We start from the raw sequence: 23,077 nt of genomic DNA, 5'->3' as shown, positions 1-23,077 counted from the left end.
CTGAATCACACTGCGCTTATAAAACGTAGCGCGACAAATCCTCATTCACCGATAGCGCCTGCAAGCGCTGCTCGACATAAGCCGCATCAATCACCACGGTTTTCCCACTATTTTGATGGGCATCATAAGAGATTTCCTCCAACAATTTTTCCATCACGGTGTAAAGGCGACGAGCCCCGATGTTTTCGGTAGTTTCATTGACCGAATAGGCAATTCCAGCCAAACGTTGCACACCCTCTGGTAAAAATTCTAACTTAACGCCTTCCGTTGCCAATAAAGCTTCATATTGACGCGTTAAACAAGCGTCGGTACTGGTCAAGATACATTCAAAGTCAGCGATAGACAAGGATTCCAACTCGACCCGAATCGGGAAACGTCCTTGCAATTCAGGAATCAAATCAGACGGTTTAGCAAAATGAAATGCGCCGGATGCAATAAACAAGATATGGTCGGTTTTAATCATGCCGAACTTGGTATTGACTGTCGTGCCTTCTACCAAAGGCAATAAGTCCCGTTGTACACCAGCACGAGAAACCTCTGCACCGCCAGATTCCGAACGTGAGGCGATCTTGTCGATCTCATCCAAAAAGACGATGCCGTTTTGTTCAACATTTTTTATCGCGTCTTGCTTCAACTCGTCTTCGTTGACGAGTTTGGCGGCTTCTTCCTCTATCATCAATTTCAATGCGTCTTTGATTTTCAAGCGTCGCGATTTCTTACGACCACTGTTAACGCCAGAAAACATGGATTTGATTTGCTCAGTCATTTCTTCCATGCCGGGTGGCGCCATGATTTCCATCTGTGGCGCCGCTTCTGCGACATCGATCTCAATTTCCTTGTCGTCTAAACTACCTTCTCGCAAGCGCTTACGGAAAGTCTGGCGCGTCGCATTATCGCCGGCATTAGCTTCAGTCGAAGCGTCTTGGCCAATGCCAAAATCTCGCGCTGGCGGTAACAGCGTATCTAAAATTCGGTCTTCTGCAGCATCTTCTGCACGCGCACGCACTTTACGCATTGCCGACTCGCGCGTTTGTTTAATACCAATATCGACCAGATCACGAATGATGGTATCGACATCGCGACCAACATAGCCAACCTCGGTGAACTTAGTCGCTTCGATCTTAATAAATGGCGCATCGGCCAATTTAGCGAGACGACGAGCGATCTCAGTTTTACCAACACCGGTTGGACCTATCATTAAAATATTTTTAGGCGTGATTTCATAGCGCAAAGGCTCTGCAACCTGCTGGCGGCGCCAACGATTGCGTAAGGCAATTGCCACCGCACGTTTGGCGTTATGTTGGCCGACAACATGTTTATCTAATTCGGAAACGATTTCCTGCGGGGTCATATTCATCATTTTGATCTCAATATCGTAGGCACGGATTATTCTAAAGTTTCAATCGTGTGTGAAAGATTGGTGTAAATACAAAGTTCGCCTGCAATTGTCAGCGACTTTTTCACAATATCGATCGGTGATAAATCCGTGTTGTGGTACAAAGCCATCGCCGCCGATTGCGCAAATGTACCACCGGAGCCGATCGCACCAATACCGTCGTTGGGTTCTAACACGTCACCATTACCGGTAATCACCAAAGTCGTGTCTTTATCCGCCACCAACAACATCGCTTCAAGCCGGCGCAACATGCGGTCTGTACGCCAATCTTTCGCCAATTCGACCGATGCCCGCATTAAATGACCTTGGTGTTTTTCTAATTTCGATTCAAAGCGCTCAATTAAGGTGAAAGCGTCAGCAGTACCGCCAGCAAATCCTGCTAACACTTTGTTGTGATACAGCTTGCGCACTTTACGTGCGGTGCCTTTCATCACGATATTGCCCAAAGTGACTTGCCCATCACCACCCAATGCCACCACATTGCCTCTGCGTACAGTCAGGATTGTGGTGCCGTGAAATTGTTCCATAATGTCCTCGTTGATATGCTACCTACACAAAAGCATAGGCGAAAGCCGCGATCAGCGTAAGACTGACGCGCTCAGAAAATGAAAATGGGGTGTTTTTTGCCAATTGCAAGACTGGCCGCTTGACGTAGTTAAGATTGCTTGCGGGGGAAAATAGCTGCCACGTTTTTCAAACCCATGGCATTAAATAGGTGCATGACTAGATAATTCACTTCATGGAATTGGATCGATTTATTTTTGGTGCTCGAAATAGGTACCAAGCCATTCAGCAATTGTGCTGAGGCACCGAATTCAACACGCTCCAACTGCGAGCAATCCAAAATCACCAAATCGTGAAGCTTAGAATGCGTAGTAATTTGCTTCACCAATTCATCGGTACTGCCCTCAATAAATTTCGGCATCAAAAAGCGATCAGATGTGTCAACTTCTGGAACGGCCTCTGCCACTGCCGTAGTGACTTTACTCGTCGGCGCTTCGAAAGCGGGTGGAGAAACTTCAAAAGTCACGCAATAATCGATGCTCGCTTCTTCGAACACTTCTTTTAACTGCAATAACTGCAGAACCTCTAGTAGCAGCAACCACGGAGCTTCCGTCTCATCACGACGTCCCACTTCAAGTATCGAGCGAATCTGCTCAGTCAGATTTTGCGCGGCAACCAATACCAAATCATGCTTGGACTTTTTCAAGTTACGAATCGCGCGTAATAACAAACCACAGCCGACCGGATCAACGGATTTGACCCGACCAAAATCAATTTTCAAAACTTTACTGTTTTCACTAAAGTTATTCAGTTTCTGCAGTAATTTGATAATGTCACCGTCCAACTTCGATGGAAAAGTCAGGCTAGGAATCGCACTCTCGTCTTTACTCTCAGGTTCATTGCCTGAAGTTTCTGGATTACGCCAAACTGGAGGTGATGTTTCGTACTTGCCAGCATAGTCTAGCGAGAGGCTTTCAAAAGCATATTGATTTTGCTCGATCTGATAAAGATCAAACAACATAAACCAGGCTAGTGGCGTCGCATTCCCTAAATTATCCAAATCAATTGCGCTACGCAGCATGTGCTCTGCAACTTTAATCTGACCAGTTGCAAACAAAATCGCGGCCTCTTCCAACAAGGGAATCGACTCGGTCTGTGCCATTGAAGGTGCATTAAGCTCCGTGTGCCCGAGGAGCAACTCGGTGGTCGGCAAACTTAAAGCGATCGTACTCTGGAAATCGGTTGCGATGAAATCGCTATGAAATTGATTAGGGCCAGTGCGTTTGAGTGGTTCATCAACCGGACTCTTCGACTGCAAGGTCTTGGGTCGCCCCATATCACGCGACATTTCGAATTCAATCGCGTCGATCTTTCTCTCGGTTGCGCGCGCGATATGCTTTTTCTCGGTTAAGGAATGCGTCAAAGCTTCGTCATCTTGGAATTGTCCAATGACGGTATTTTGTCCCTTTACACGAGTTTTCTTGGAAGCTGGCTTGTCCGAGCTATTACTCTCTTCACGACCTGGCTTCTTTCCGAAAAGCTTAAAAATCCCCACGGCAACCTAACGAATGATTAAAAAAGTAAAAAACCATTTCAGTTCATGTAAACACGATACTGCACATAATACAGCGAACCGATTAAATATATCTAAATCAAATAAAGTTTCAAATATGAAGTATAGACCGAAATTTCGAAATTTTGCCGACTTACAACGTTTATAAAAATACTATCGTTAATAAACTACTACAACCTTACGAGTTACGAATCCGTCTGATATCGACAATTTTGCACTTCTCATATACAAATCTTAATGTTATAAGTATACGCCGAAGTCTCCGAAATGCCGGATGTGAATCACGACTAAAGCACATTTATTTCACATAAATTTGCGTTTGCTCCAAGAAAAACGATCATCTCTCATTTTTTCTCAGAGCAAACAACGGATTTCAAAAATCAGAAATTAACTCGAACGCCGCAAATGAAACCACGCATTGGCTGCGGTACGGTTTCCTTTAAAACAGAAGTCGCTAATCGGATGTCTTGGTTCAATAAGTTCTTTACTTGTGCAAACCAGGTTAACTGCGCATTCATGTATGGGTGAGTATAAGTCACATTCACATCCACTTTTGTAAACGCAGGTGTCGCATAGGTTTCTGATGCAGCCAAGCGGTCTTGTTTTTGTGCGTGTAACACACTCACGGTGTTGCGCCAGGCGCCACTACGATAGGACAAATCGATTCCGACCCGATTGGCCGCCTGCAAAGGCAAATTTCCACGTTGCTTTAAGGTGCCGCGAGAAGTATCAGCAAAACCACGGGCAGAAAACCCTTCACCAAATTGGTTATAAGCGATCTCTGCTTCTCCGCCGCGAACAGTGGCAGCGGCTTGTTTCCAAAACCGTTGAGTAAACTCGCCTTCAAGATCGTGTTCACCTTCTTCATTTACACGCAAACCATCAATTTCGCCATAAACGTAGTTATCAACCTCATTGATAAAACCATTGATCTTCCAATGAATTAAGCCTGAAGTCTTTTGTACACTCAATTCCAGATTGCGTGATTTTTCACGTAACAAGTGATTGTTACCAATATCAAAAGTCAAAGTTGATTCATGCGGCCCATTTGAATACAGTTCTTCAGTGGTTGGCGCCCGCTGTGCTGTCGATAGACTGCTGACAATGGCATACCCTTTGGCGACTGGAATGAGTGCGCCCACAGAAAATGAATGCAAATTGAATTGCCGATCAGGTAAATTGAAACTGGCTTGCGGCTGACGTTTTACGGTTTCAAAACGTCCGCCACCACTGAAAGTCACTTCGCCAAAATTCTTTTGTTCGACCAAAAAAATCGCATTGGAGGTACTGCGGGTAGTCGGCACGGTATCAGCACGACCCGTTTCTGCAGACAATGCAGAGAAATTGGTATTTTCCGTTTGTACACCGATACTCCCCTCCCACCCTTGCCAGTTCGTGTGTGACAAACTGGTGCGCGTCTCTAGATTTCGATTTTTAAAATCCGTAGCGGGTGTGCCATCTTGCAACTTTTCCGTGTGCTTATAGTCAGTTGATCCCAATTTAAATTTTAGGGTGTCAAACACTAGAAAAGGTTTAAACACCGCAGCGTCAATATCAAAACGAGTTTGGTCGAGATCAATGTAAGACATTTCTTCGGTTGGAATGCCGTAACGATCTGCCATCGTTTGTATCGAGGCACCGATGTGTCCCCAAGCTTTGACTAAAGTTGCGCCAAAACCCAAGCTATGTTCATGTGTAAAGCTATTCGGCAAACGACCTTTAACTTCACCATTACCGTAGGCACTGCCATAACCTGGGATCTTATAATCGCTGGTATTGCGACTATTACCGTCTAAGTGCAAAGCAATCTCGTCAATCGAACCATCGAGGAAAAAGGAAGCACTCTTTTCTGCGTTCACGCCCACATATTTCAATTCCATCTCACCATTAAGCTGCTTGCTCAAAGTGGTTGGAATGCGGCCATCAACCACATTCACCAATCCGCCAATCGCACCACTACCGTAAAGCAAGGCAGCGGGACCGCGTAAGATTTCTATCTGTTGAGAACTGGCGGTTTCGCTGGCAACAGCATGATCATTTGATAGACCCGACACATCGGCTACCGCCATTCCGTTTTGTAAGATTTTAACCCGCGGCCCCTCCAAACCCCGAATAATTGGACGCGAGGCACCAGCACCAAAACCTGAAGCACTCACCCCAAGTTCACCACCCAAGGTTTCACCCAAAGAGCTACCAATCTTGGAGCGCAATTCCGAGCCCGACAAAATTTTGGTTGGACTTAAAATCTGCATACTCTCCTCCTTGCCCAAAGGATTGGCAGAAACAGTCACCGTGGTAGCAGAAGACTGCGCATGTGCAGTGAATGGCGTAAATGCTGCACAAATAGCGGCAGCTAACAATGTTCTTTGTAAAGACATAGGAGTTCCTGAAAAACAAATAGCAGAAGAGGCCGAGCGAACGGCATCAATGAATGATCGTACAGCGTCTGGCAATCAAGTCAGACTTAGCTAAGATGTTTTTTCAGAATGGGGGAGCGCGACTTAAAAAGTAAATTCGTAGTGAAGCAAACCAAGGAATGAGCCTCACTTGCTCGCGCGGCAGTGCGACGATTACAGTCGGAACTACCAAGGCAAAAGTATGCTGCAAGCCATCAGCAATACTCGCTGCATCAAACAAAATACAGGAATGAATACTAGATTCTGTCGAATTTTGAAGTTTTTGAATTCCCAGATAATTTTCGCCATCGGATGCCAGGCTCATGACCTCACCGGATATGGTCGAGATATGTGACATCCTGTGGGCAAAACCTAGCCATTGCGCCGACAATAGAACTAGCAACATCGTCCCCAACAGGACAATGGCTTTCAAACGTCTATTGTGAAACAAGCGATTCGACATGCTTAATTTGTTTTTTTCGTAAATGACAAGCGACCACCAATGTAAAGCACAGGCTAGTATCAGTAAGTAGTAGTAACAAGCCCGAAGTCACTATGATCGAATAGGTGCAACAAAGTTGCAGTAATCTCTCATAAAAAATGCGCAGGATATGACTGCGCATTTTTTAAGTGTAAAACTATACTAACTTAGTCGCCGTACAGCTTCTGCTTCAATTCACGACGCTGCTGTGCCTCTAAGGACAGAGTCGCTGTTGGTCGTGCCATCAAACGTGGTACGCCAATAGGCTCGCCAGTTTCTTCGCACCAACCATATTCACCAGCGTCAATTGCAGCAATCGATTGCTGCACTTTGCGCAGTAACTTGCGCTCGCGGTCACGGGTACGCAACTCTAGAGAATGTTCTTCTTCGATGGTCGCGCGATCTGCTGGATCTGGTACTAATACCGTTTCACGCAAATGCTCGGTCGTTTCGTCGGCATTCTTCAACAAATCTTTTTCAAGTTGTTGCAGACGGGCTTTGAAAAACGCCAATTGCGCGTCATTCATGTAGTCCTTCTCACCCATCTTCACAATTTCTTCTTCGGTGAGGAGAGCTGCAGGTGCACTAGCTGGTGCCGTTGATTTAGATGATTTAGTTGCCACTTCGATTACTTTCGATACAACAGGTTAATATACGCAAGTGCGTTCGAACACTCTTCTTATTGGAATGTTATCCCCGCACTTCCCCTCAAGGACAAGTATATAGCGTGCTTGTTCCGCATTCAAATCTAGTGCACCTCAAATAATCCAAACTTCGTCGCTATACGTTGTTGCGGAAAAAATTTTATCCCTTACATATCAAGCATATGCAGCGGGCTAAAATTTTTTCCGCGCCTAGCCTAGCTTAGAATTTTGACTTATTGGAAGCGCCCTCTATTCAATTGCCACAAAAATATCATGTGATGCAATTCAATAGGGCGCTAGTTTATACCATACATTGCTCTAAACCTTGAATAAAAATCTCTTTTGGTAAATTTTTACCAATAAACACCATTTTGCTTTCTTTGGTTTCATCGTCGCCCCATTTTCCTCCTATGTCGGTGCCCATAATTTGGTGCACGCCCTGGAAAATAACTTTACGATCTGCGTGTTCCATATACAACACTCCCTTATAGCGCAGCATGCGTGGACCATAAACTTGCACTAAGCCACCTAAGAAATAGTCGAGCTTTTCGGTATTAAAGGGACGCGTGGACTTAAACACGAAAGCAGCAATATCATCGCTATGATGCGCATGATGATGATTGTGGCTACCGTGCTTGTGTTCGTGCTCGTGATCATGCTTATGCTCGTGCTCATGTCCGCAATCAGCATCACAATGGTCGTGCTCATGGTCGTGCTGTTCGGCTAGCAAGAAGTCAGGATCCAGATCCAATTTAGCATTCAGATTAAAGCCTTTGAGATCCAAGACTTCGGCAATCGCGACCTGACCAAAATCGACAGCACAAATGGCAGCGCGAGGATTGATTCTGACTAAACGGTTCTTTAGTGCTGTAACCTCCTCTGCGCTAACCAGATCGGCTTTCGACAATAAAATCTTGTCAGCGAAACCAACTTGACGCTGCGCCTCTTCATGTTCATCTAGTTGCATCATGCCGTGCTTGGCATCGACCACCGTTACGACCGCATCTAGCATGTAATGCAAACCGACTTCTTCATCCACAAAGAAAGTTTGCGCTACCGGCCCTGGGTTCGCCAAACCCGTGGTCTCAATAATGACGCGGTCAAACTGCAATTCTCCCGCTTGCTTTTTCTGCATCAACGTATTTAAGGCCACAATCAGATCACCCCGTACGGTGCAGCAAATACAGCCGTTGTTCATTTCGATAATCTGCTCGTTACTGTCCTGCACCAAGATCTCGTTATCGATATTTTCCTGCCCAAATTCATTTTCGATAACGGCAATCTTATAGCCATGTTGCTCTTGCAGAATACGATTCAATAAAGTCGTTTTGCCAGCACCGAGGAAGCCAGTCAAAATCGTGGTGGGGATAAGTGCCATGGTATGAATTCTTCTAATGGTTTTTTAATCGGTAAAATTAAGCTTGATTACAATGATCGCACCAGCCCTTAATCGTGACTTCGATGTCATGACTTTGAAAACCCTTCAAAGCCGTCGATGCCAAGGTTGCTTGCAATTGATCGCGCAAAGTATTGGCCGCATTGGGCTGCTCCAAGCAAAACACTTTCGCGCATCGCGTGCATTGGAAGTGTCCATGCTGGTGCTGCGGCGGCATCAAAGCTTGCTTGAGGTCAGCGGATTGCTGGACTTCACTGCCAGTACTAAAGCGAAACACGCGATCATCACCGGTAATCTTATGTGCCAGGCCAGCCTCTGCCAAGCAATCTAGCGCCCGATACAAAGTGACTCTATCCATCGCCGGCAGCGCGTCTTGCATCTCGTTATGCGACATCGCGCGCTGTTTGCTTAATAGCACCGTCAGGACTTCTAAACGGGCTTGCGTGACCCGCACTTCCGCTTGCCGCAATTTGGCTTCAGCTAATTCCTGACCTGAGCTATCAGGTGCTGGGGTTTCAGAGGTTTTGTGCTGATTTTTCATAGCATAGACAAACGGGGAAAGCTATATTATGCCTGAATGCAATTGAGTTGCAAAATCCGTATACTAGACAACAATCCAATCAGACCAATATTCGAAACTTTTAAACACATTGAATTGTTGCGTGCCTCCGCTAATTCTCCTAAGCTTAGCCGTGATTTAAGCAACATCTCCGTTTCCCTCACCGCGATCATTCCTGCATATGCCCACCAATCAAAAATTACCACTCTTAACAATGCGCGAACATATCAAACTATTGTGCATGAGCTTGTTGAGTGTATTTCTGTTCAGCCTATCCCCTACCAGTTTAGCCTTTACAACACAAACAACTGCGACCGCGACGGCACCAGCGTTAAAAGCACTCAACAAAGAAGCCCATCTGATTATTCTCAACCGTGACATCGTCAGCTTTCGTGGCACCGTTCTGGGTATCGAACCCGAAGAACGAGTCGTGCGAGCGCAACGTCGCATCACCCAGCAACTGAGTGGCAATGGGCCGCACAAAGTTAGTGTCGTCGATATGCCGCCTGGTAAATTAATTCAAATCGATGGCGCTGGTAGCTTTTATATCGCACCCGATGATATTGACCCCTATCAACAAGAAACCCTAGACAGCATCAGCGCCCAAGCGCTCAACCATATCAACTTAGTGATAAAGGAAACCCAAGAAGGGCGCAGTCTCGAAGGAATGCTGCGTGCCAGCGCGTATACCGGTTTGGCAAGTCTGGTTTTTGTAAGTTTACTTTGGCTATTGTTGAAAGCCAGACGCTTTGTTATCGCACAAACCCTGTCCTTCGCTCGTGAAAAACTCGATGAACATCAATTAGTTCAAGCGAAATTAATCCGTCGAGACCATATACAAAGCGGACTGCGAAAACTTCTACAATGGTTTTCCTGGCTCATTATTTTCTTGATGACCTATGAATGGCTAAGCTTTTGCCTCTCTCAGTTTCCCTTTACCCGGCCATTAGGCGAGCAATTAAACACCTATTTAGTCGGCATCATCGCCAGTATCAGTGGCGCGATGCTAAAAGCCATCCCGGATTTATTTACCGCCTGTGTCATTTTCTTTTTGGCTAAACTGGTGGTACAAGCCTTCAATGCGCTTTTTGACCGCATTGAAAATGGTAGCTTAACAGTCAGCTGGTTAGCTGCCGACGTCGTCGCACCAACCCGACGCATTGTTAAAGTGGCGATCTGGCTATTTGCCTTAACCATGGCCTATCCATATTTACCAGGCTCGGGTACCGAGGCCTTTAAAGGTGTTTCGGTCTTAGTCGGTCTGATGATTTCGCTTGGTGCCTCTAGTCTGATAGCACAAGCCGCAAGTGGATTGATCCTGACTTACTCAAGAATTTATCGTCGAGGCGAATTCATCCATGTGAATGGACATGAAGGCACAATCACCGATCTCGGCATGTTCACCACACGACTGCGCAATGGCATGGGTTTAGAAATCACGCTGCCCAACGCTTTAGTACTTGGCAATGTCACCAAGAATTATTCACGCGCGGTCGAAGGCCCTGGCTTTGTCGTCGACACCAAGGTGACAATCGGCTATGACACCCCTTGGCGTCAAGTGGAAGCCATGTTGATCGAAGCGGCGCGCCGTACCGACAGTGTCCTGAGTACGCCAGCACCCAAAGTATTTCAAACCGCACTCTCCGACTTTTATCCAGAATATCTGCTAATTTGTCAGGCGGTGCCGGGTGACCCGATACCACGTGCAGAAGTGATGAGTCAGTTGCACGCAAATATTCAAGATGTTTTTAACGAATACAATGTGCAAATTATGTCACCACATTACTTGGCTGATCCTGAAAAGGAAAAAGTAGTGCCAAAAGAAGGCTGGTTCCGAGCACCAGCAAACACGACGATCGACAGGACTTAAACCCTGTACTGGCGTTTCTAATGCCGTCGTTCGCAAAACTGGGTTGCCGCGCTTACCCTAGGAATGGTATAACGCCCACCCAGCTATCGGCACACATCTTGACAGGAATACAGAATTGGCAAAGTTATACTTTCGATACTCGGCAATGAATGCCGGCAAATCCACCGCACTGCTACAAGTCGCACACAATTATGAAGAACAAGGGCAAAGCGTGTGTTTATACACTGCTGCCATCGATAATCGCTATGGCACAGGCAAAATCACGTCTCGCTTGGGTCCACAGCGTGATGCCGCGACCTTTGATGCCGGCTTTGATTTTTTCAGCAACGCGCCAGCGGTTAATTGCATCCTCGTCGATGAAGCCCAGTTTTTATCCCCCGAACAAGTCAAGCAGCTGCACCGCCTCGCTCATGTCAGAGGTATACCTGTCATTTGCTATGGATTACGCAGCGATTTTCTCGGCGAACCTTTCCGCGGCTCTGGCTATTTGATGACCTTGGCCGACACCATCGAAGAATTAAAAAACATCTGCACCTGCGGCAAAAAAGCCACCATGAATATCCGTGTCGATGCCCAAGGCAAACGCATGACCGCTGGCGAACAAATTGATATCGGCGGCAATGAGCGCTATCAGCATGTGTGTGGACGGTGTTTTTATCAGTGATCTAGGCTTTTGATCGAGTCAGACAACATCAATCGGCAGTCAATACGTCAAGTAGAGACCGCCTCACTGCCCCCATACGCTTAGGTCGAAAAAGCGTAAAAAATCTCAACGCAATACCATTTTCACTGTCAAATCAAGCCATCGGCATCAGCACAAAATGGTGCCAGTCCTGCCCCGTCATTCTCTCTGTAAACCACCGACGAGCTTATAAGTCATGGATGTAATCCCTCGACGGAAAGGCTTGCGTACGAAACAATTCAAATGTCTATGGCGGGTGTTCCCTCCGCGAAAAACCGCCTCACCGAACCCAGCAGTCTCCGTTATTTGCTATCCACTTCCACAATGTTGCTTAACGCACCGTGTTCCTTTGCAGGTAAGCGCATGGTGTTTCATGTTGGTGTCGTTTTCATGTACCAATGCACCAATGAACCAATGAACCGATCGTCTTTTAGGAGAATTTTATGAAACAAGAAACACCAAACAAAAACCCCAAGCAGATGAATAGCCAACCATCAAGGACTGATACGTTAAACACGCTAAAGCAGAAGGCGGAAGTAAAAGAAGTCGCTGGCAGGCATAAAAATGATGGCCAAAAAGATCACAAGGGTGCGCGCTAAGTAACGCGGGCAATTTGGATCAAAGACAGATGAGGGCATGCATACATGCACTCATCTACACATTGAGTCACGTCGCAATGGCTTTGGTCTCGCCGTCAGTTTTTGCTAGTGTATTGGCCTTCTTGAGACTGCCAAAATGCAAAGCATAATGCCGGGTAAATTCAGCGCCTAGAAAGAAGATTTGCGCTGAATAATAGACCCATAACAGCAGCGCCACAATCGAGCCAGCGGCACCAAAACTATTGGAAACGCTGCCGTTGCCGATGTACAGACCAATGGAAAATTTTCCAAGGGTGAATAACGCCGCCGTCCCCAGAGAGCCGATCAAAACGTCGTACCAAGATAGGCGTACCCGAGGCAACATTTTATAGATCACGGCAAACAAGGTCGCGATAACACTAAAACCAATGAGTCCGGCCATCATTGAGAGAAGCGGCGCCGCGTCTTTCCAGATGCCACCCCAATAGTGTTCCAGTAAGGCGAGTGCGGCACTGAGCACGAGTGAGACCATCATGAGAAATGCCAGCACCAGTACCAAGCCAAACGATAATAAACGGGTACGCAGAAAATCCCATAGCGACAATTCACGTGTGATCGGGAGTTCCCAAATTTCATCAAGGCTAGCTTTTAATTCTGCAAACACACTGGTCGCGCCGAATAGCAAGAGGACAGTGGCGATCACCGTGGCACGCAAGCCTTGCACCTGATCGCTCGCGCCAGTCAAGATAAGTTGTATAGCATCGGCGCCCTGCGCGCCGAGCAATTGACGCAGTTGACTAAGTATCTCGGTTTGCGCTTCTTGTTTACCAAAAAACGTTCCCGCAACGGCGATCACCAACACCAAGATCGGTGCCATCGAAAACAACGTGTAGAACGCGAGCGCTGCACCTTTGCTGGCATCACGATGATTGAACCAATCATTCACAGCACAATTGACCACGTATCGCATTCTTTGCACGACGCCTGGCAGTTTTATTTTCATTGTTTATGTCCGAGCCATTTGTATGAGGTGGAGACTATTTAGGATGCAACGACAACACAGAAGGGATGCAGATAAAAGTCGACATTTTGAAAAGGAGTTAGTGATCGTTCATATGGCCGCAATTTAATATAGCCATATCACTATCGTTTTTACGAAGCCTATGCCAAACAAGATCCGTAGTCTGTACGGCAACACACTTCTATGGTCGTGTTATTCATAGAACGATCCTCTGTTTAGCTAAGATAGCGAAAGGCGTGCGACGACGAAATTGAGCGGGCAACTGTGGAATCTAGGATAATGGCGGCTAATTCACACCTAACGCTATGTAGTCCGCCTTTTTGGAACCCTCTCATGGAAATTAAAGTCAACTTTCTCGATAAACTTCGCCTCGAAGCCAAGTTCGATGATTTCACGGTGATCGCCGATCAGCCTATCCGTTATAAAGGCGATGGTTCTGCACCGGGGCCGTTTGATTACTTCCTCGCTTCATCGGCTTTGTGTGCGGCGTATTTTGTGAAGTTGTACTGCAACACGCGCAATATCCCAACCGAGAATATTCGTCTTTCGCAAAATAATATCGTCGATCCGGAAAATCGCTACGCGCAGATTTTCAAAATCCAAGTCGAGTTGCCCGCCGACATTTCTGCCAAAGATCGCGAAGGTATTTTGCGTTCGATTGAACGCTGCACAGTGAAAAAAGTGGTGCAAGAAGGTCCGCAATTTGTGATTGAAGAAGTCGAGAATCTGGATGCCGATGCGCAAGCCTTGCTGACTTTAAATCCTGATGCGAACGCTGCCACCTACATACTCGGTAAGGATTTGCCGCTTGAACAAACCATCGCGAATATGTCGAGCTTGTTGGCAGGACTCGGCATCAAAATCGAAATCGCGTCTTGGCGCAATATCATTCCGAATGTATGGTCACTGCATATTCGCGACGCGCATTCACCGATGTGCTTCACTAACGGCAAAGGTGCGACCAAAGAAAGTGCTTTAGCTTCCGCTCTCGGCGAATACATAGAACGTCTGAGCAACAATCACTTTTACGCGGGCTCATTCTGGGGCGAAGATATCGCGAACGCCGAATTCGTGCACTACCCGAATGAGAAATGGTTCAAGCCCGGAAAAAAAGATGCGTTGCCCAAAGAGATTTTGGATGCTTATAGCTTAGCAATTTACAACCCAGACAAAGAATTGCGTGGCTCACATCTGATCGATACTAATTCTGGCAATAGCGAACGCGGTATTTGCAGCTTGCCATTCGTACGTCAATCGGATGGCGAAACGGTTTATTTCCCGTCTAATCTCGTCGAAAACTTATTCGCGAGTAATGGCATGAGTGCTGGTAACACTTTAGCGGAAGCGCAAGTGCAATGTTTATCTGAAATTTTCGAGCGGGCAGTCAAGCGCGAAATCTTAGAAGGCGAAATCACCTTACCAGATGTGCCGCAAGAAGTGCTGGCGAAATATCCAGGCATCTTGGCTGGCATTCAAGGTTTAGAAGAGCAAGGATTTCCTGTCTTAGTAAAAGACGCCTCACTTGGTGGACAATATCCAGTCATGTCCGTCACTTTAATGAACCCACGTACTGGTGGCGTATTTGCCTCGTTCGGCGCGCATCCAAGTTTAGAAGTAGCACTCGAACGTAGCTTAACCGAATTACTGCAAGGTCGTAGTTTTGAAGGTCTGAATGACTTGCCGCCACCGACTTTTGTTAGCAACGCCGTCACTGAGCCAAATAATTTTGTTGAACACTTTATCGACTCAAGCGGTGTGGTCTCGTGGCGCTTCTTCAGTGCAAAAGCCAACTACGAATTTGTCGACTGGGACTTTTCCGGCCATGGTGAAAATTCCAATGCTGACGAAGCTGCCACTTTGTTTGGCATTCTCAAAGACATGGGCAAAGAAGTTTATCAAGCAGTCTACGATCAACTCGGCGCAACCGCCTGTCGTATATTGGTACCAGGCTATTCTGAAGTGTATCCAGTTGAAGATCTCATCTGGGATAACACCAATAAATCACTGTTGTTCCGCGAAGATATTTTGAATTTACATACACTGGATGACGATGCACTCGAATCCTTACTTGAGCGCTTAGAGAACAATGAACTCGACGAATACAGCGACATCGCCACTTTAATCGGTATTGAGTTTGATGAAAACACGGTGTGGGGTCAACTCACTGTGCTCGAACTCAAACTCCTGATCAATCTCGCCTTGCAGGAATTTGAAGACGCGCATGAACAAGTACAGAGCTTCTTGCAATACAACGACAACACCGTTGACCGTGGTTTATTTTATCAAGCTTTGAATGTCGTGTTGGAAGTCGAGTTAGATGATGAACTCGACCACGACGACTACGAACACAATTTCCGTCGCATGTTTGGTAATGAACGCATGGATGCAGTCTATGGCTCTATGGAAGGCAGTGTGCGCTTCTACGGCTTAACACCAACCAGCATGAAACTGGAAGGATTGGATAGACATCAGCGTTTGATTGATAGTTATAAGAAGTTGCATGTGGCGCGTAGTAGATTCTTCAGCACATCGCGCTAAAACATTTAACTTAGGAAACAGAGAACTAGTTCAACTGCCAAAACTGTGCAGTTGAACTAGCGATCATCTGTTTATTTGCAATAACTATTTACGCGTCCCACTCCAAGATTTACTGACGATTTTCCACTGTCCATCAATCTTATTCAGCGCAAGGTAATCCACTCCTAACCATTGCGGATAGTCCAGTGTGACTTTGACTACCGCACCAGTGTCGCTGATATCTAAAATCGTATATAGCCGATGACGCTGCGCTTCGTCTTCGGCTGGTTTCCCGGGAAAACCTTGCAGCCATTCCTCTCCCGTCTGCGTAATCACTTTTTGCTGCCGGTTCGAGTATCCCAAGACCACGGCATCTTTTCTTGCAACTAGCAAACCTAAATCACCACGTCCTTCTCTAAACGCCTGCATCATCGTTTTCATTGTTTGATCGACTGCTGCAAACTCCTTGTGCTGCTGGACTTGCGCGAGAGCTGGCTGGGACACGCCGGTTATGGCACAGACTAAGACGATTAATGTTAAAAATTTTTTCATCATTTAATTCCTTGAAAGTGAAGAGAAAACAAAAGTTTATTGGGAGGTTTTTTGCTGTAGCAATTGCACTACCGCGTTGGCAACTAAGGGTGCAGATGGATAATTTTGACCCGTCACCAACCGGCCATCGATTTCCATATGCGGCTTTTCAGGGTCAGGTGCGTTAAATATACCGCCATGCTGTTCTATGGTTTGACGAATCAGAAACGGAAAATGTTGAAAGTAACCGGCGGTGCGATCTTCGTATTCTTCGGGATAGCCGGTAACCCGCTTGCCATCGACCAAGTACTTACCATCGCTGAGTTTTAAACGCGCAATCCCAGCCGTACCATGACAAACCGCAGAAACCACACCGCCACGTTCATAAACCTTACGGGAAATGTGCTGCAAGTTTTGATCATCAACGACTTGATAAATGGCATTGCTACCGCCGACGTAATACACGGCTTGATATAGATTGGCATCAATCTGTTCTGGCTTTGCAGTGCGCTCCAGTCCATCCATGATGCGTCGGTCCTGCAAGCGCGCAGTTAAGCGTGGTCCCAGCACCGTGGGATCAATTGGCACAGCGCCACCGGCAGGAGAGACAAAATCAACCGCATAACCAGCCGTGACGAAAATATCCCAGGCATTGACCACTTCACCAAAACTCACACTCGCGGGCAAACTAGAGTTACCATGAAATCGACTGCTCGATAAAATAAATAAGACACGACCGGATGATTTGGTCTGGGATGTTTTTTCTGCTTCAGTAGAAATGGTTGCTGCAAGCAGATGGGCTGACTGGGGTGTCACTTCTGCTAGTGAGGTATTACTTAGAGGAACATGTGCTTTCGCTTGCGTGGTTCCGGCGCACCACAGGCACAGCGCCATTACCAGCATCAGCAACATCGGCCGCATAGAATTGTTTCGATTACAAAGCATCGTTGAAAGCTCCATTGAAAGTTGAAGGAGCTTTCATACTAAACAAAATCTTCTAAATCAAAGTCTTAGCAAGTGTTTCAGGAGTCCTGAAACCTGTTTCCGGAGTTTGATTTTGCTCTCGATAGACTGAGGGCGTACATCCATTGGCTTTTTTAAAGGCGGCGTAAAAAGTTGACATCGACTGGAAACCCGCAGCCTCGGCGATGCTCTCTAATGGGAGTTGCGGCGTTTGCACAAGCAAGCGCTGTGCTTCCGCCAAGCGTAAGCCAGTCAGATATTGTTTGAATGAGGTGCCATTATTATCGTTCAGTAATTGCGACAATCTCGCCTGAGGCACGCCCAACCGTCGCGACAAACGCGGCAGACTGAGCGACGGATCCAGAAACAATCGTTCGGTTGACATTAAATTGGCTAGGGCTTGCAGTTCGTTGACCGCTTCTGGTGTATCGATTCGTCTCTTCTGATAGGGTTCTACTGGCGCCTGACCATGTCGCCATCCCCATGCCACGATCAAACACAAGTACAAAACAAATGAAAACGACAATGCGCCAACAATGTAAGAGGTGTAGCCAGACAAAAAATAAGCGAACCAGATGATCCAAAGCCCCGCGACTAGCGTCAGTAACAAACGTCGTGCATTAGCGGTGGGCAAACGATGCCTTTGCTGTACTAACAAAGCACTGCTAATGAGCAGATAAGCAAACCAAAGCCAAGAAATTGTTTGGACAATGGCACCATGCCAGAGGGATGTATGATGGGCATAAGGCAACATCAGATTCACGAACATCGCCACAACACCGATTAGCAACAAATGAGTGCGTTCCCAAGATCCCAAACTAGTCGCGCTGCTTAAACTACTACGCACAAAAAAATACAAACAGGGGCCAATGAAAAAGCAGGCTGTCAATCCAATTTGTATCACGATGGATGGCGTATCCGATAAGAAAAAAAGCGCGACGGATTTGCCGGTACGAATGCTAACCATCAAAATCAAGATCGCCAACCAACGCTGGGCGATAGACACAGAGCTTGTAATCAACAAGTAAAGCGAGAGTGCCAGACCGTTAAAAGAACCGAGGGCGGCAAAAAAGAACAATAAGTGATTGCTAAACATATTCAAACTTGTTGATGCGAAATCACGCAGATAGTTTTATGGAAAATTAAGGCTATTACATCGATTTAGGTGATCAGCACAATGACGTATTTTCGTTTGACCATCAAAGTAAACTGAGATCGACAGTGCGGCCATTATGGCGCCTCATAAAACATCAACCATCATCTCCTTGACCGTCTGCAAGTAGGCTCGACTCACCGGTAAAGTCGTGCCGCAGCTAAGGATCAATTTCGCCGCGCCATTCGTAAAATTACTGAGCTTTACAATATGTGTAGCGCGTACGATATAACCACGATGAATGCGAACAAAAATTGCTGGATCTAATTTTTGTTCCAAGGTATTCATCGTAACTCGTAACAATTTACATCCTTGCTTCGCATGTAATTCGACATAGTTGCCCGCAGTAGAAACGTAACCGACTTGATCCAGCGAAAGCAGTTCAATCTCGCCGAGACTCCGTATGGCGACCTGTTGTAGATATTTATTTTGCGGTATCGAGCCAGCCTCTAAATAGGCATGCAAGGATTTACCATAGTCGCTATTCCCTCGCATGTGTACCGTTTCAGCAGCTCGCACAAGCGCTTCTGACAACCGCGTATTCGAAAACGGCTTTAATAGATAATCCATCGCAAAACACTCGAAGGCATGTAGGGCATAACAACTGTGTGCCGTCACAAAAATAATCACGGGCGGCGCATTGGTTTTAGACAGACGTTTAGCGAGATCAATGCCTGAAGTTTCGGGCATATGGATATCGAGAAAAATGACATCAACCTGATTGTTGTCCAATACTTGCTCGGCTTCACTCGCACTTTCACACAGTGCCAGCACATGCCAATCGGGATGATTACGAAGTGCGCATTGCAAATTAAGTCGACCAAGCTCTTCGTCGTCGACAACAATCGCCTTAATACTCATTTGGCAAAAATATTTCGACTTGAAAACGCTGATCCACTTTTCCAGCACTAAGGGTGGCAGCACCATGATACAAAGAATGGAGACGTGCTTTCAAGGTTTTAAGGCCAAGACCAAAACCCGGCGAACTCGCAATTCCTGCATGAACAGGATTACTCACACAACAGAACAAACCGCTGCTACGCAAACTAAACTCGAAAACGATATCGCTTTCACCTTTATGGCATTCCAAATCATGACGCAGCGCATTCTCTAGCAATGGTTGTAATAGAAAAGGCGGGCAATCATAAGCGAGTACGGCAGCATCTACACCATGAATCTGTACTTTTAAACGCTCACCATATCGCAACTTCTGCAAGCACAAATAATCATTCAGGCACTGTACCTCATCTTCAATACTCACCCACGTCATTTCGCCAGAAGCTAAAGAGTAGCGTAATAACTCACTCAGCTTTTCAATCGCAATCAAGGCACTCTCACTATTCGCAGAGCGGACTAAACCCGACAGTGCGTTCAAGGAGTTAAACATAAAATGCGGTTCTAGCTGCGCTTTTAACATCGCGAGATTTTGTTGTTCTAACGCCAGACTCAAGCGCAAACCATGCTCGCGCTGGTCACGTAAGGCAGCTAAACGTTTTTGATTTTGCTGCCACAAGCGCAAACCCAAGACAGCGGCAAAAATGGCGGTAATCGCACAAATTCTAAATAGGCAAACCGCATTTTCATAGGCAATCACACGATCCCAAAACGGAATTTCCTTGCGTGCCCAAATCAGAGCGAACGCTGCATTAAACACATGCCAAGGGATAATGAACAGAAAGGAAAGTAAATAAGTTAGAAAGACGACGCGTGCATGATTGAGATACTCCTCCCATCGGCAAGATAAAAAATATAAGATCCAAGAGAGTGGCGCTAATACCAAAGCTGCCGCGACCCAATTCACAAATATCGTGCCAAATTGCGCACGCTCTCCATTACGCAAATCTTCGCTATAAATCGCCAAGGCAATCAACACACATAATGAGCCCCACCCGAGTAAGTTATAGAGTAAAAAAACCAGCGGCCTCTTCCAATTAGGAAACTTAAATGCGAAGGGCAATGAGGAATGTGTCGTGCTAATCATAAGTATTAGTATAACGCGATAAATTCCTAGTGAAGTAACTTCAACTGCATTCCATCACGTCAAAATGTGGGTTCATCACATTCCTAGTTTGACAAGCTAAATAGCGTCTCGAACTTCGATCTTTGCGCCTTCCGACCGGCGCTCCTCGCTGCGACTCAAGCTGACCAACACGCACCAACGTTGCAAATTTAAAGTCACTCAAATTACTTTTTTCAATGTCGAAAATCAGCATGCGCTGCTTATCACACCAGGATAGTTATCTGTCACTTTTGCAATGAAACCTAGGTACGCAACCGACATAATTGCCATCCAATTTAATTTAACTTGGACGACACATGATAAAAATAATCGCAGAACACATGACACATTCATTCAAAGAACATTTAAAACAGATGTTCAAAACTTGGTCAAAAAAGTTATCCATGATCCTGCTGTTCGCATTTTTCAGTCTCCATGCACAGGCACAGCTAAACATACCGAAAGTCGATAGCCCTCCACAACTAAAAGATTATCGAGAACCCAATAGAACAGCCTCTACAACCGGAATTGAAATTAATCAGTTCGTGCAGCAATCTCCCGTTGATGGTCGCATTCCTAGCTATGCAACCAAAGCCTATCTTTCTTACGACTATCAAAACCTATATGCCATCTTTGTCGCCCATGCCAACCCAAAACATCTCATTGCACGACATTCGCGGCGTGAAAATAATGGTGGAGAGGATTTTGTCTTACTGCAAATTGATACTTTCAAAGACGGGCAACGTGCATTTGTGTTTTACGTCACGCCGCTCGGTGTGCAAGCAGATTCCAGCTATATCGAAGGCAAAGAAGAAGATTTCGATTTCGATACCCAATGGCAAAGCGAAGGCGAACTGACTGATTTTGGCTATATTGTAAAAATTGCGATACCGTTTAAAAGCTTGCGATTCTCCAACGGTGAAAAACAAGAATGGGGGCTCTCTATCGCGCGCTATATTCCTGAGTTTACGGAATTCGTTAGTTGGCCTCATATCTCGAGACAAAAGCCCACCATTGTCGACCAATTTGAATCTGTGGTCATTCATGATCGCATTCCCTCGCAAAGAAACTTTCAGCTCAATCCTTATCTTTTTAGTGGTAAAGATAAATTTTTAACGATGATGGACAAACAAGGGCGGAAATACACTTCCTTTTCCCAGCAACAAAAAACCCAAATTGGAGTCGACGCCAAATATGTTTGGAACAATACGGCTACCGTTGATCTGACTTTGAATCCAGATTTCTCCGAAGTCGAGAGCGATGAGCCACAAGTATTAGTGGATAAGCGCTTTGAAACCCTATTCCCAGAAAAGCGTCCATTTTTTTTAGAAAATGCCGGTTTCTTCAAAACACCTTTGCCCCTATTTTTTTCACGTCGTATCGTTGATCCGGACGCTGGCGTACGCGTCATTGGACGACAAGATCGGCTCGCCGTCGGCGGCCTAATCATCAACGATACATCCGATCTCAATGCGGAAAATGCCAATATCGGTGTATTTCGTGGTCAAACCGATATTGGAAAGTCTGGCAATCTGGGGCTACTGGTGAGTCATAGGACGCAAGGGAATCAAACAAATTCAGTCGCAGGCGCAGATGTACGAATCACCCCATTACCCAACTGGATATTCACGGGGCAGCTAGCAAAAAGTCAAACTGCCACACAAACCACTACCAAAGATCAACTCGCCTACATAGAAGCCATCTATGGCTCGCGATCATTCACCTACACCGGAAAATACACCAGCATAGGAAAAGACTTTGACGCTAGCTTGGGATTTATCCCTCGTAAGGATATTAGGCAGCACGAACAGCAAGCCAATTACACTTGGTTTGGGACTCCTACTGATTGGTTTCTCACACAAGAGCTAAAAGCGATCGCAATGCAAACCGACAATCAGCATCGTATTTTCCAAGATCAAAGGATGCAGCTTCTCTACACAATCAAAGCCAAACGCGCCAATACCTTCACTTTGGAAAGCACGCAGCAGTCAGAAAGTCTTGCGGATAGACGACTTCATACTTCAGGTTGGCTCGCTGGTTGGAATTCACGGACACTACCTGAACTCAATAGCACGATTAAATTTGGTCAAAGGCAAGCGCTCAACTATCAGTTCCAAGATCCTCAGGTTTTAAGTGGTGATGCTCGCAATGCCCAAGTCAAATTGAAATGGTTGATCGGACGCCATATTCGTCTCGACAGCAGCTATTTTTGGAATGATTTGCGACATACAAAGGGAACAATCTATCGTGATCGCTTGGCGCGCTTCAATTTATCCTATCAGCTCGACAATTATTGGGGCGCAAGCTTCATCATGGATTACCACAATCTCACTGCGAACCCACGATGGAGCAAGCTAAAGAACGAGAAAAGTCTGAATACCAACCTACAACTACGTTATGTATTGAGCCCGGGATCAAGTATGTATATCGGTTATGTTAATCGGCAGGAAAATCTCCGTTTGTATCATGATGAGAATGGTCTGCTACAGTCGACATCAACAAATCATCTGGATCTGCATACCGGAAAACGATTCTTCGTGAAAATGAGCTATCTGTTTTAACAAGGTCAATCCATGTGAAGACCACGCGATATTCGATGCACTGACTCTTTTCGTTGAAATCTTATTCCACGGAACTATGTAGCGTCGTTGATATATTCTGGCTGATCAGGCGCTATACCAGGCCATTCAGATCAAAAAGATTGCACACACTCGTTCTTTCACTTTACATGTCGAGCAAGCGAAGGCTTGACATGTAAAGCGGTGCAAATAGTCACTATTCTTCATCCAACCAGCTACCCAAATCAAGTGATCG

The 23,077-nt window shown here is 46.0% G+C and carries 19 protein-coding genes; 5 read left to right on the top strand and 14 right to left on the bottom strand.

Translation table 11 applies throughout. The features are described from left to right. Positions 1–16: 16 nt before the first annotated feature. The 8 genes from hslU to H8K52_RS11310 form a co-directional block, all read right to left on the bottom strand. Complete coding sequence (gene hslU, locus H8K52_RS11345; RefSeq protein WP_186923058.1) at positions 17–1,357, bottom strand: ATP-dependent protease ATPase subunit HslU; 1,341 nt, start codon at positions 1,355–1,357, stop codon at positions 17–19. A 29-nt stretch (positions 1,358–1,386) separates the two neighbouring features. After that, on the bottom strand, positions 1,387–1,923 hold the full coding sequence (gene hslV, locus H8K52_RS11340) for an ATP-dependent protease subunit HslV (protein WP_186923018.1): 537 nt from the start codon (positions 1,921–1,923) through the stop codon (positions 1,387–1,389). A gap of 128 nt (positions 1,924–2,051) precedes the next feature. Further along, positions 2,052–3,455: an STAS domain-containing protein gene (locus tag H8K52_RS11335; protein WP_186923017.1), complete on the bottom strand. Its 1,404-nt coding sequence runs from the start codon at positions 3,453–3,455 to the stop codon at positions 2,052–2,054. Positions 3,456–3,853: 398 nt separating this feature from the next. After that, complete coding sequence (locus H8K52_RS11330; protein WP_186923016.1) at positions 3,854–5,851, bottom strand: TonB-dependent receptor; 1,998 nt, start codon at positions 5,849–5,851, stop codon at positions 3,854–3,856. Between the two features lie 103 nt (positions 5,852–5,954). Then, positions 5,955–6,332 (bottom strand): hypothetical protein, encoded by a 378-nt coding sequence (locus tag H8K52_RS11325; protein WP_186923015.1) that lies wholly within the window; start codon positions 6,330–6,332, stop codon positions 5,955–5,957. Between the two features lie 185 nt (positions 6,333–6,517). Further along, positions 6,518–6,973: an RNA polymerase-binding protein DksA gene (dksA, locus tag H8K52_RS11320; RefSeq protein WP_186923014.1), complete on the bottom strand. Its 456-nt coding sequence runs from the start codon at positions 6,971–6,973 to the stop codon at positions 6,518–6,520. A 322-nt stretch (positions 6,974–7,295) separates the two neighbouring features. Then, positions 7,296–8,372: a CobW family GTP-binding protein gene (locus H8K52_RS11315; protein WP_186923013.1), complete on the bottom strand. Its 1,077-nt coding sequence runs from the start codon at positions 8,370–8,372 to the stop codon at positions 7,296–7,298. A gap of 37 nt (positions 8,373–8,409) precedes the next feature. Then, the gene (locus H8K52_RS11310; protein WP_186923012.1) at positions 8,410–8,931 is read right to left on the bottom strand and encodes a Fur family transcriptional regulator; all 522 of its coding nucleotides are present in this window, start codon (positions 8,929–8,931) and stop codon (positions 8,410–8,412) included. Positions 8,932–9,130: 199 nt separating this feature from the next. Between H8K52_RS11310 and H8K52_RS11305 the strand changes: the two genes are divergently transcribed. From H8K52_RS11305 to H8K52_RS11295, 3 genes are all read left to right on the top strand, one after another. Then, on the top strand, positions 9,131–10,819 hold the full coding sequence (locus H8K52_RS11305; protein WP_186923011.1) for a mechanosensitive ion channel family protein: 1,689 nt from the start codon (positions 9,131–9,133) through the stop codon (positions 10,817–10,819). 115 nt (positions 10,820–10,934) lie between these two features. Beyond that, positions 10,935–11,483 (top strand): thymidine kinase, encoded by a 549-nt coding sequence (locus H8K52_RS11300; RefSeq protein ID WP_186923010.1) that lies wholly within the window; start codon positions 10,935–10,937, stop codon positions 11,481–11,483. A gap of 461 nt (positions 11,484–11,944) precedes the next feature. Then, positions 11,945–12,100 (top strand): hypothetical protein, encoded by a 156-nt coding sequence (locus H8K52_RS11295; protein ID WP_186923009.1) that lies wholly within the window; start codon positions 11,945–11,947, stop codon positions 12,098–12,100. Positions 12,101–12,167: 67 nt separating this feature from the next. On the opposite strand, the gene H8K52_RS11290 is transcribed toward H8K52_RS11295, so the two are convergent. Then, positions 12,168–13,082 (bottom strand): YihY/virulence factor BrkB family protein, encoded by a 915-nt coding sequence (locus tag H8K52_RS11290; RefSeq protein ID WP_186923008.1) that lies wholly within the window; start codon positions 13,080–13,082, stop codon positions 12,168–12,170. Between the two features lie 351 nt (positions 13,083–13,433). Between H8K52_RS11290 and H8K52_RS11285 the strand changes: the two genes are divergently transcribed. After that, the gene (locus H8K52_RS11285) at positions 13,434–15,638 is read left to right on the top strand and encodes an OsmC domain/YcaO domain-containing protein (RefSeq protein ID WP_186923007.1); all 2,205 of its coding nucleotides are present in this window, start codon (positions 13,434–13,436) and stop codon (positions 15,636–15,638) included. A gap of 84 nt (positions 15,639–15,722) precedes the next feature. Here the strand turns inward: H8K52_RS11285 and H8K52_RS11280 are convergent, their stop codons facing one another. From H8K52_RS11280 to H8K52_RS11260, 5 genes are all read right to left on the bottom strand, one after another. Continuing rightward, a complete protein-coding gene (locus tag H8K52_RS11280; protein ID WP_186923006.1) occupies positions 15,723–16,169 on the bottom strand; it encodes a nuclear transport factor 2 family protein in 447 nt (148 codons plus the stop codon). A 36-nt stretch (positions 16,170–16,205) separates the two neighbouring features. Then, positions 16,206–17,093: a type 1 glutamine amidotransferase domain-containing protein gene (locus H8K52_RS11275; RefSeq protein ID WP_186923005.1), complete on the bottom strand. Its 888-nt coding sequence runs from the start codon at positions 17,091–17,093 to the stop codon at positions 16,206–16,208. Positions 17,094–17,145: 52 nt separating this feature from the next. Beyond that, a complete protein-coding gene (locus tag H8K52_RS11270) occupies positions 17,146–18,207 on the bottom strand; it encodes an AraC family transcriptional regulator (RefSeq protein ID WP_186923004.1) in 1,062 nt (353 codons plus the stop codon). Positions 18,208–18,351: 144 nt separating this feature from the next. After that, on the bottom strand, positions 18,352–19,125 hold the full coding sequence (locus H8K52_RS11265) for a LytR/AlgR family response regulator transcription factor (protein ID WP_186923003.1): 774 nt from the start codon (positions 19,123–19,125) through the stop codon (positions 18,352–18,354). Then, positions 19,115–20,245, bottom strand: coding sequence for a sensor histidine kinase (locus H8K52_RS11260; protein ID WP_186923002.1), 1,131 nt, complete (start codon positions 20,243–20,245; stop codon positions 19,115–19,117). Before H8K52_RS11260 ends, H8K52_RS11265 begins: the two co-directional genes overlap by 11 nt. 359 nt (positions 20,246–20,604) lie before the next feature. On the opposite strand from H8K52_RS11260, the gene H8K52_RS11255 reads away from it, so the two are divergent. Continuing rightward, complete coding sequence (locus tag H8K52_RS11255) at positions 20,605–22,824, top strand: carbohydrate binding family 9 domain-containing protein (protein ID WP_186923001.1); 2,220 nt, start codon at positions 20,605–20,607, stop codon at positions 22,822–22,824. Positions 22,825–23,077: the final 253 nt, after the last annotated feature.

The organism is Affinundibacterium seohonense, assembly GCF_014284305.1.
GTDB classification, from domain to species: Bacteria; Pseudomonadota; Gammaproteobacteria; order Burkholderiales; family Burkholderiaceae_D; genus Undibacterium; species Undibacterium seohonense.
Note: the sequence above shows the minus strand (reverse complement) of the source record. Positions and strands in the feature narration are given on the sequence as shown.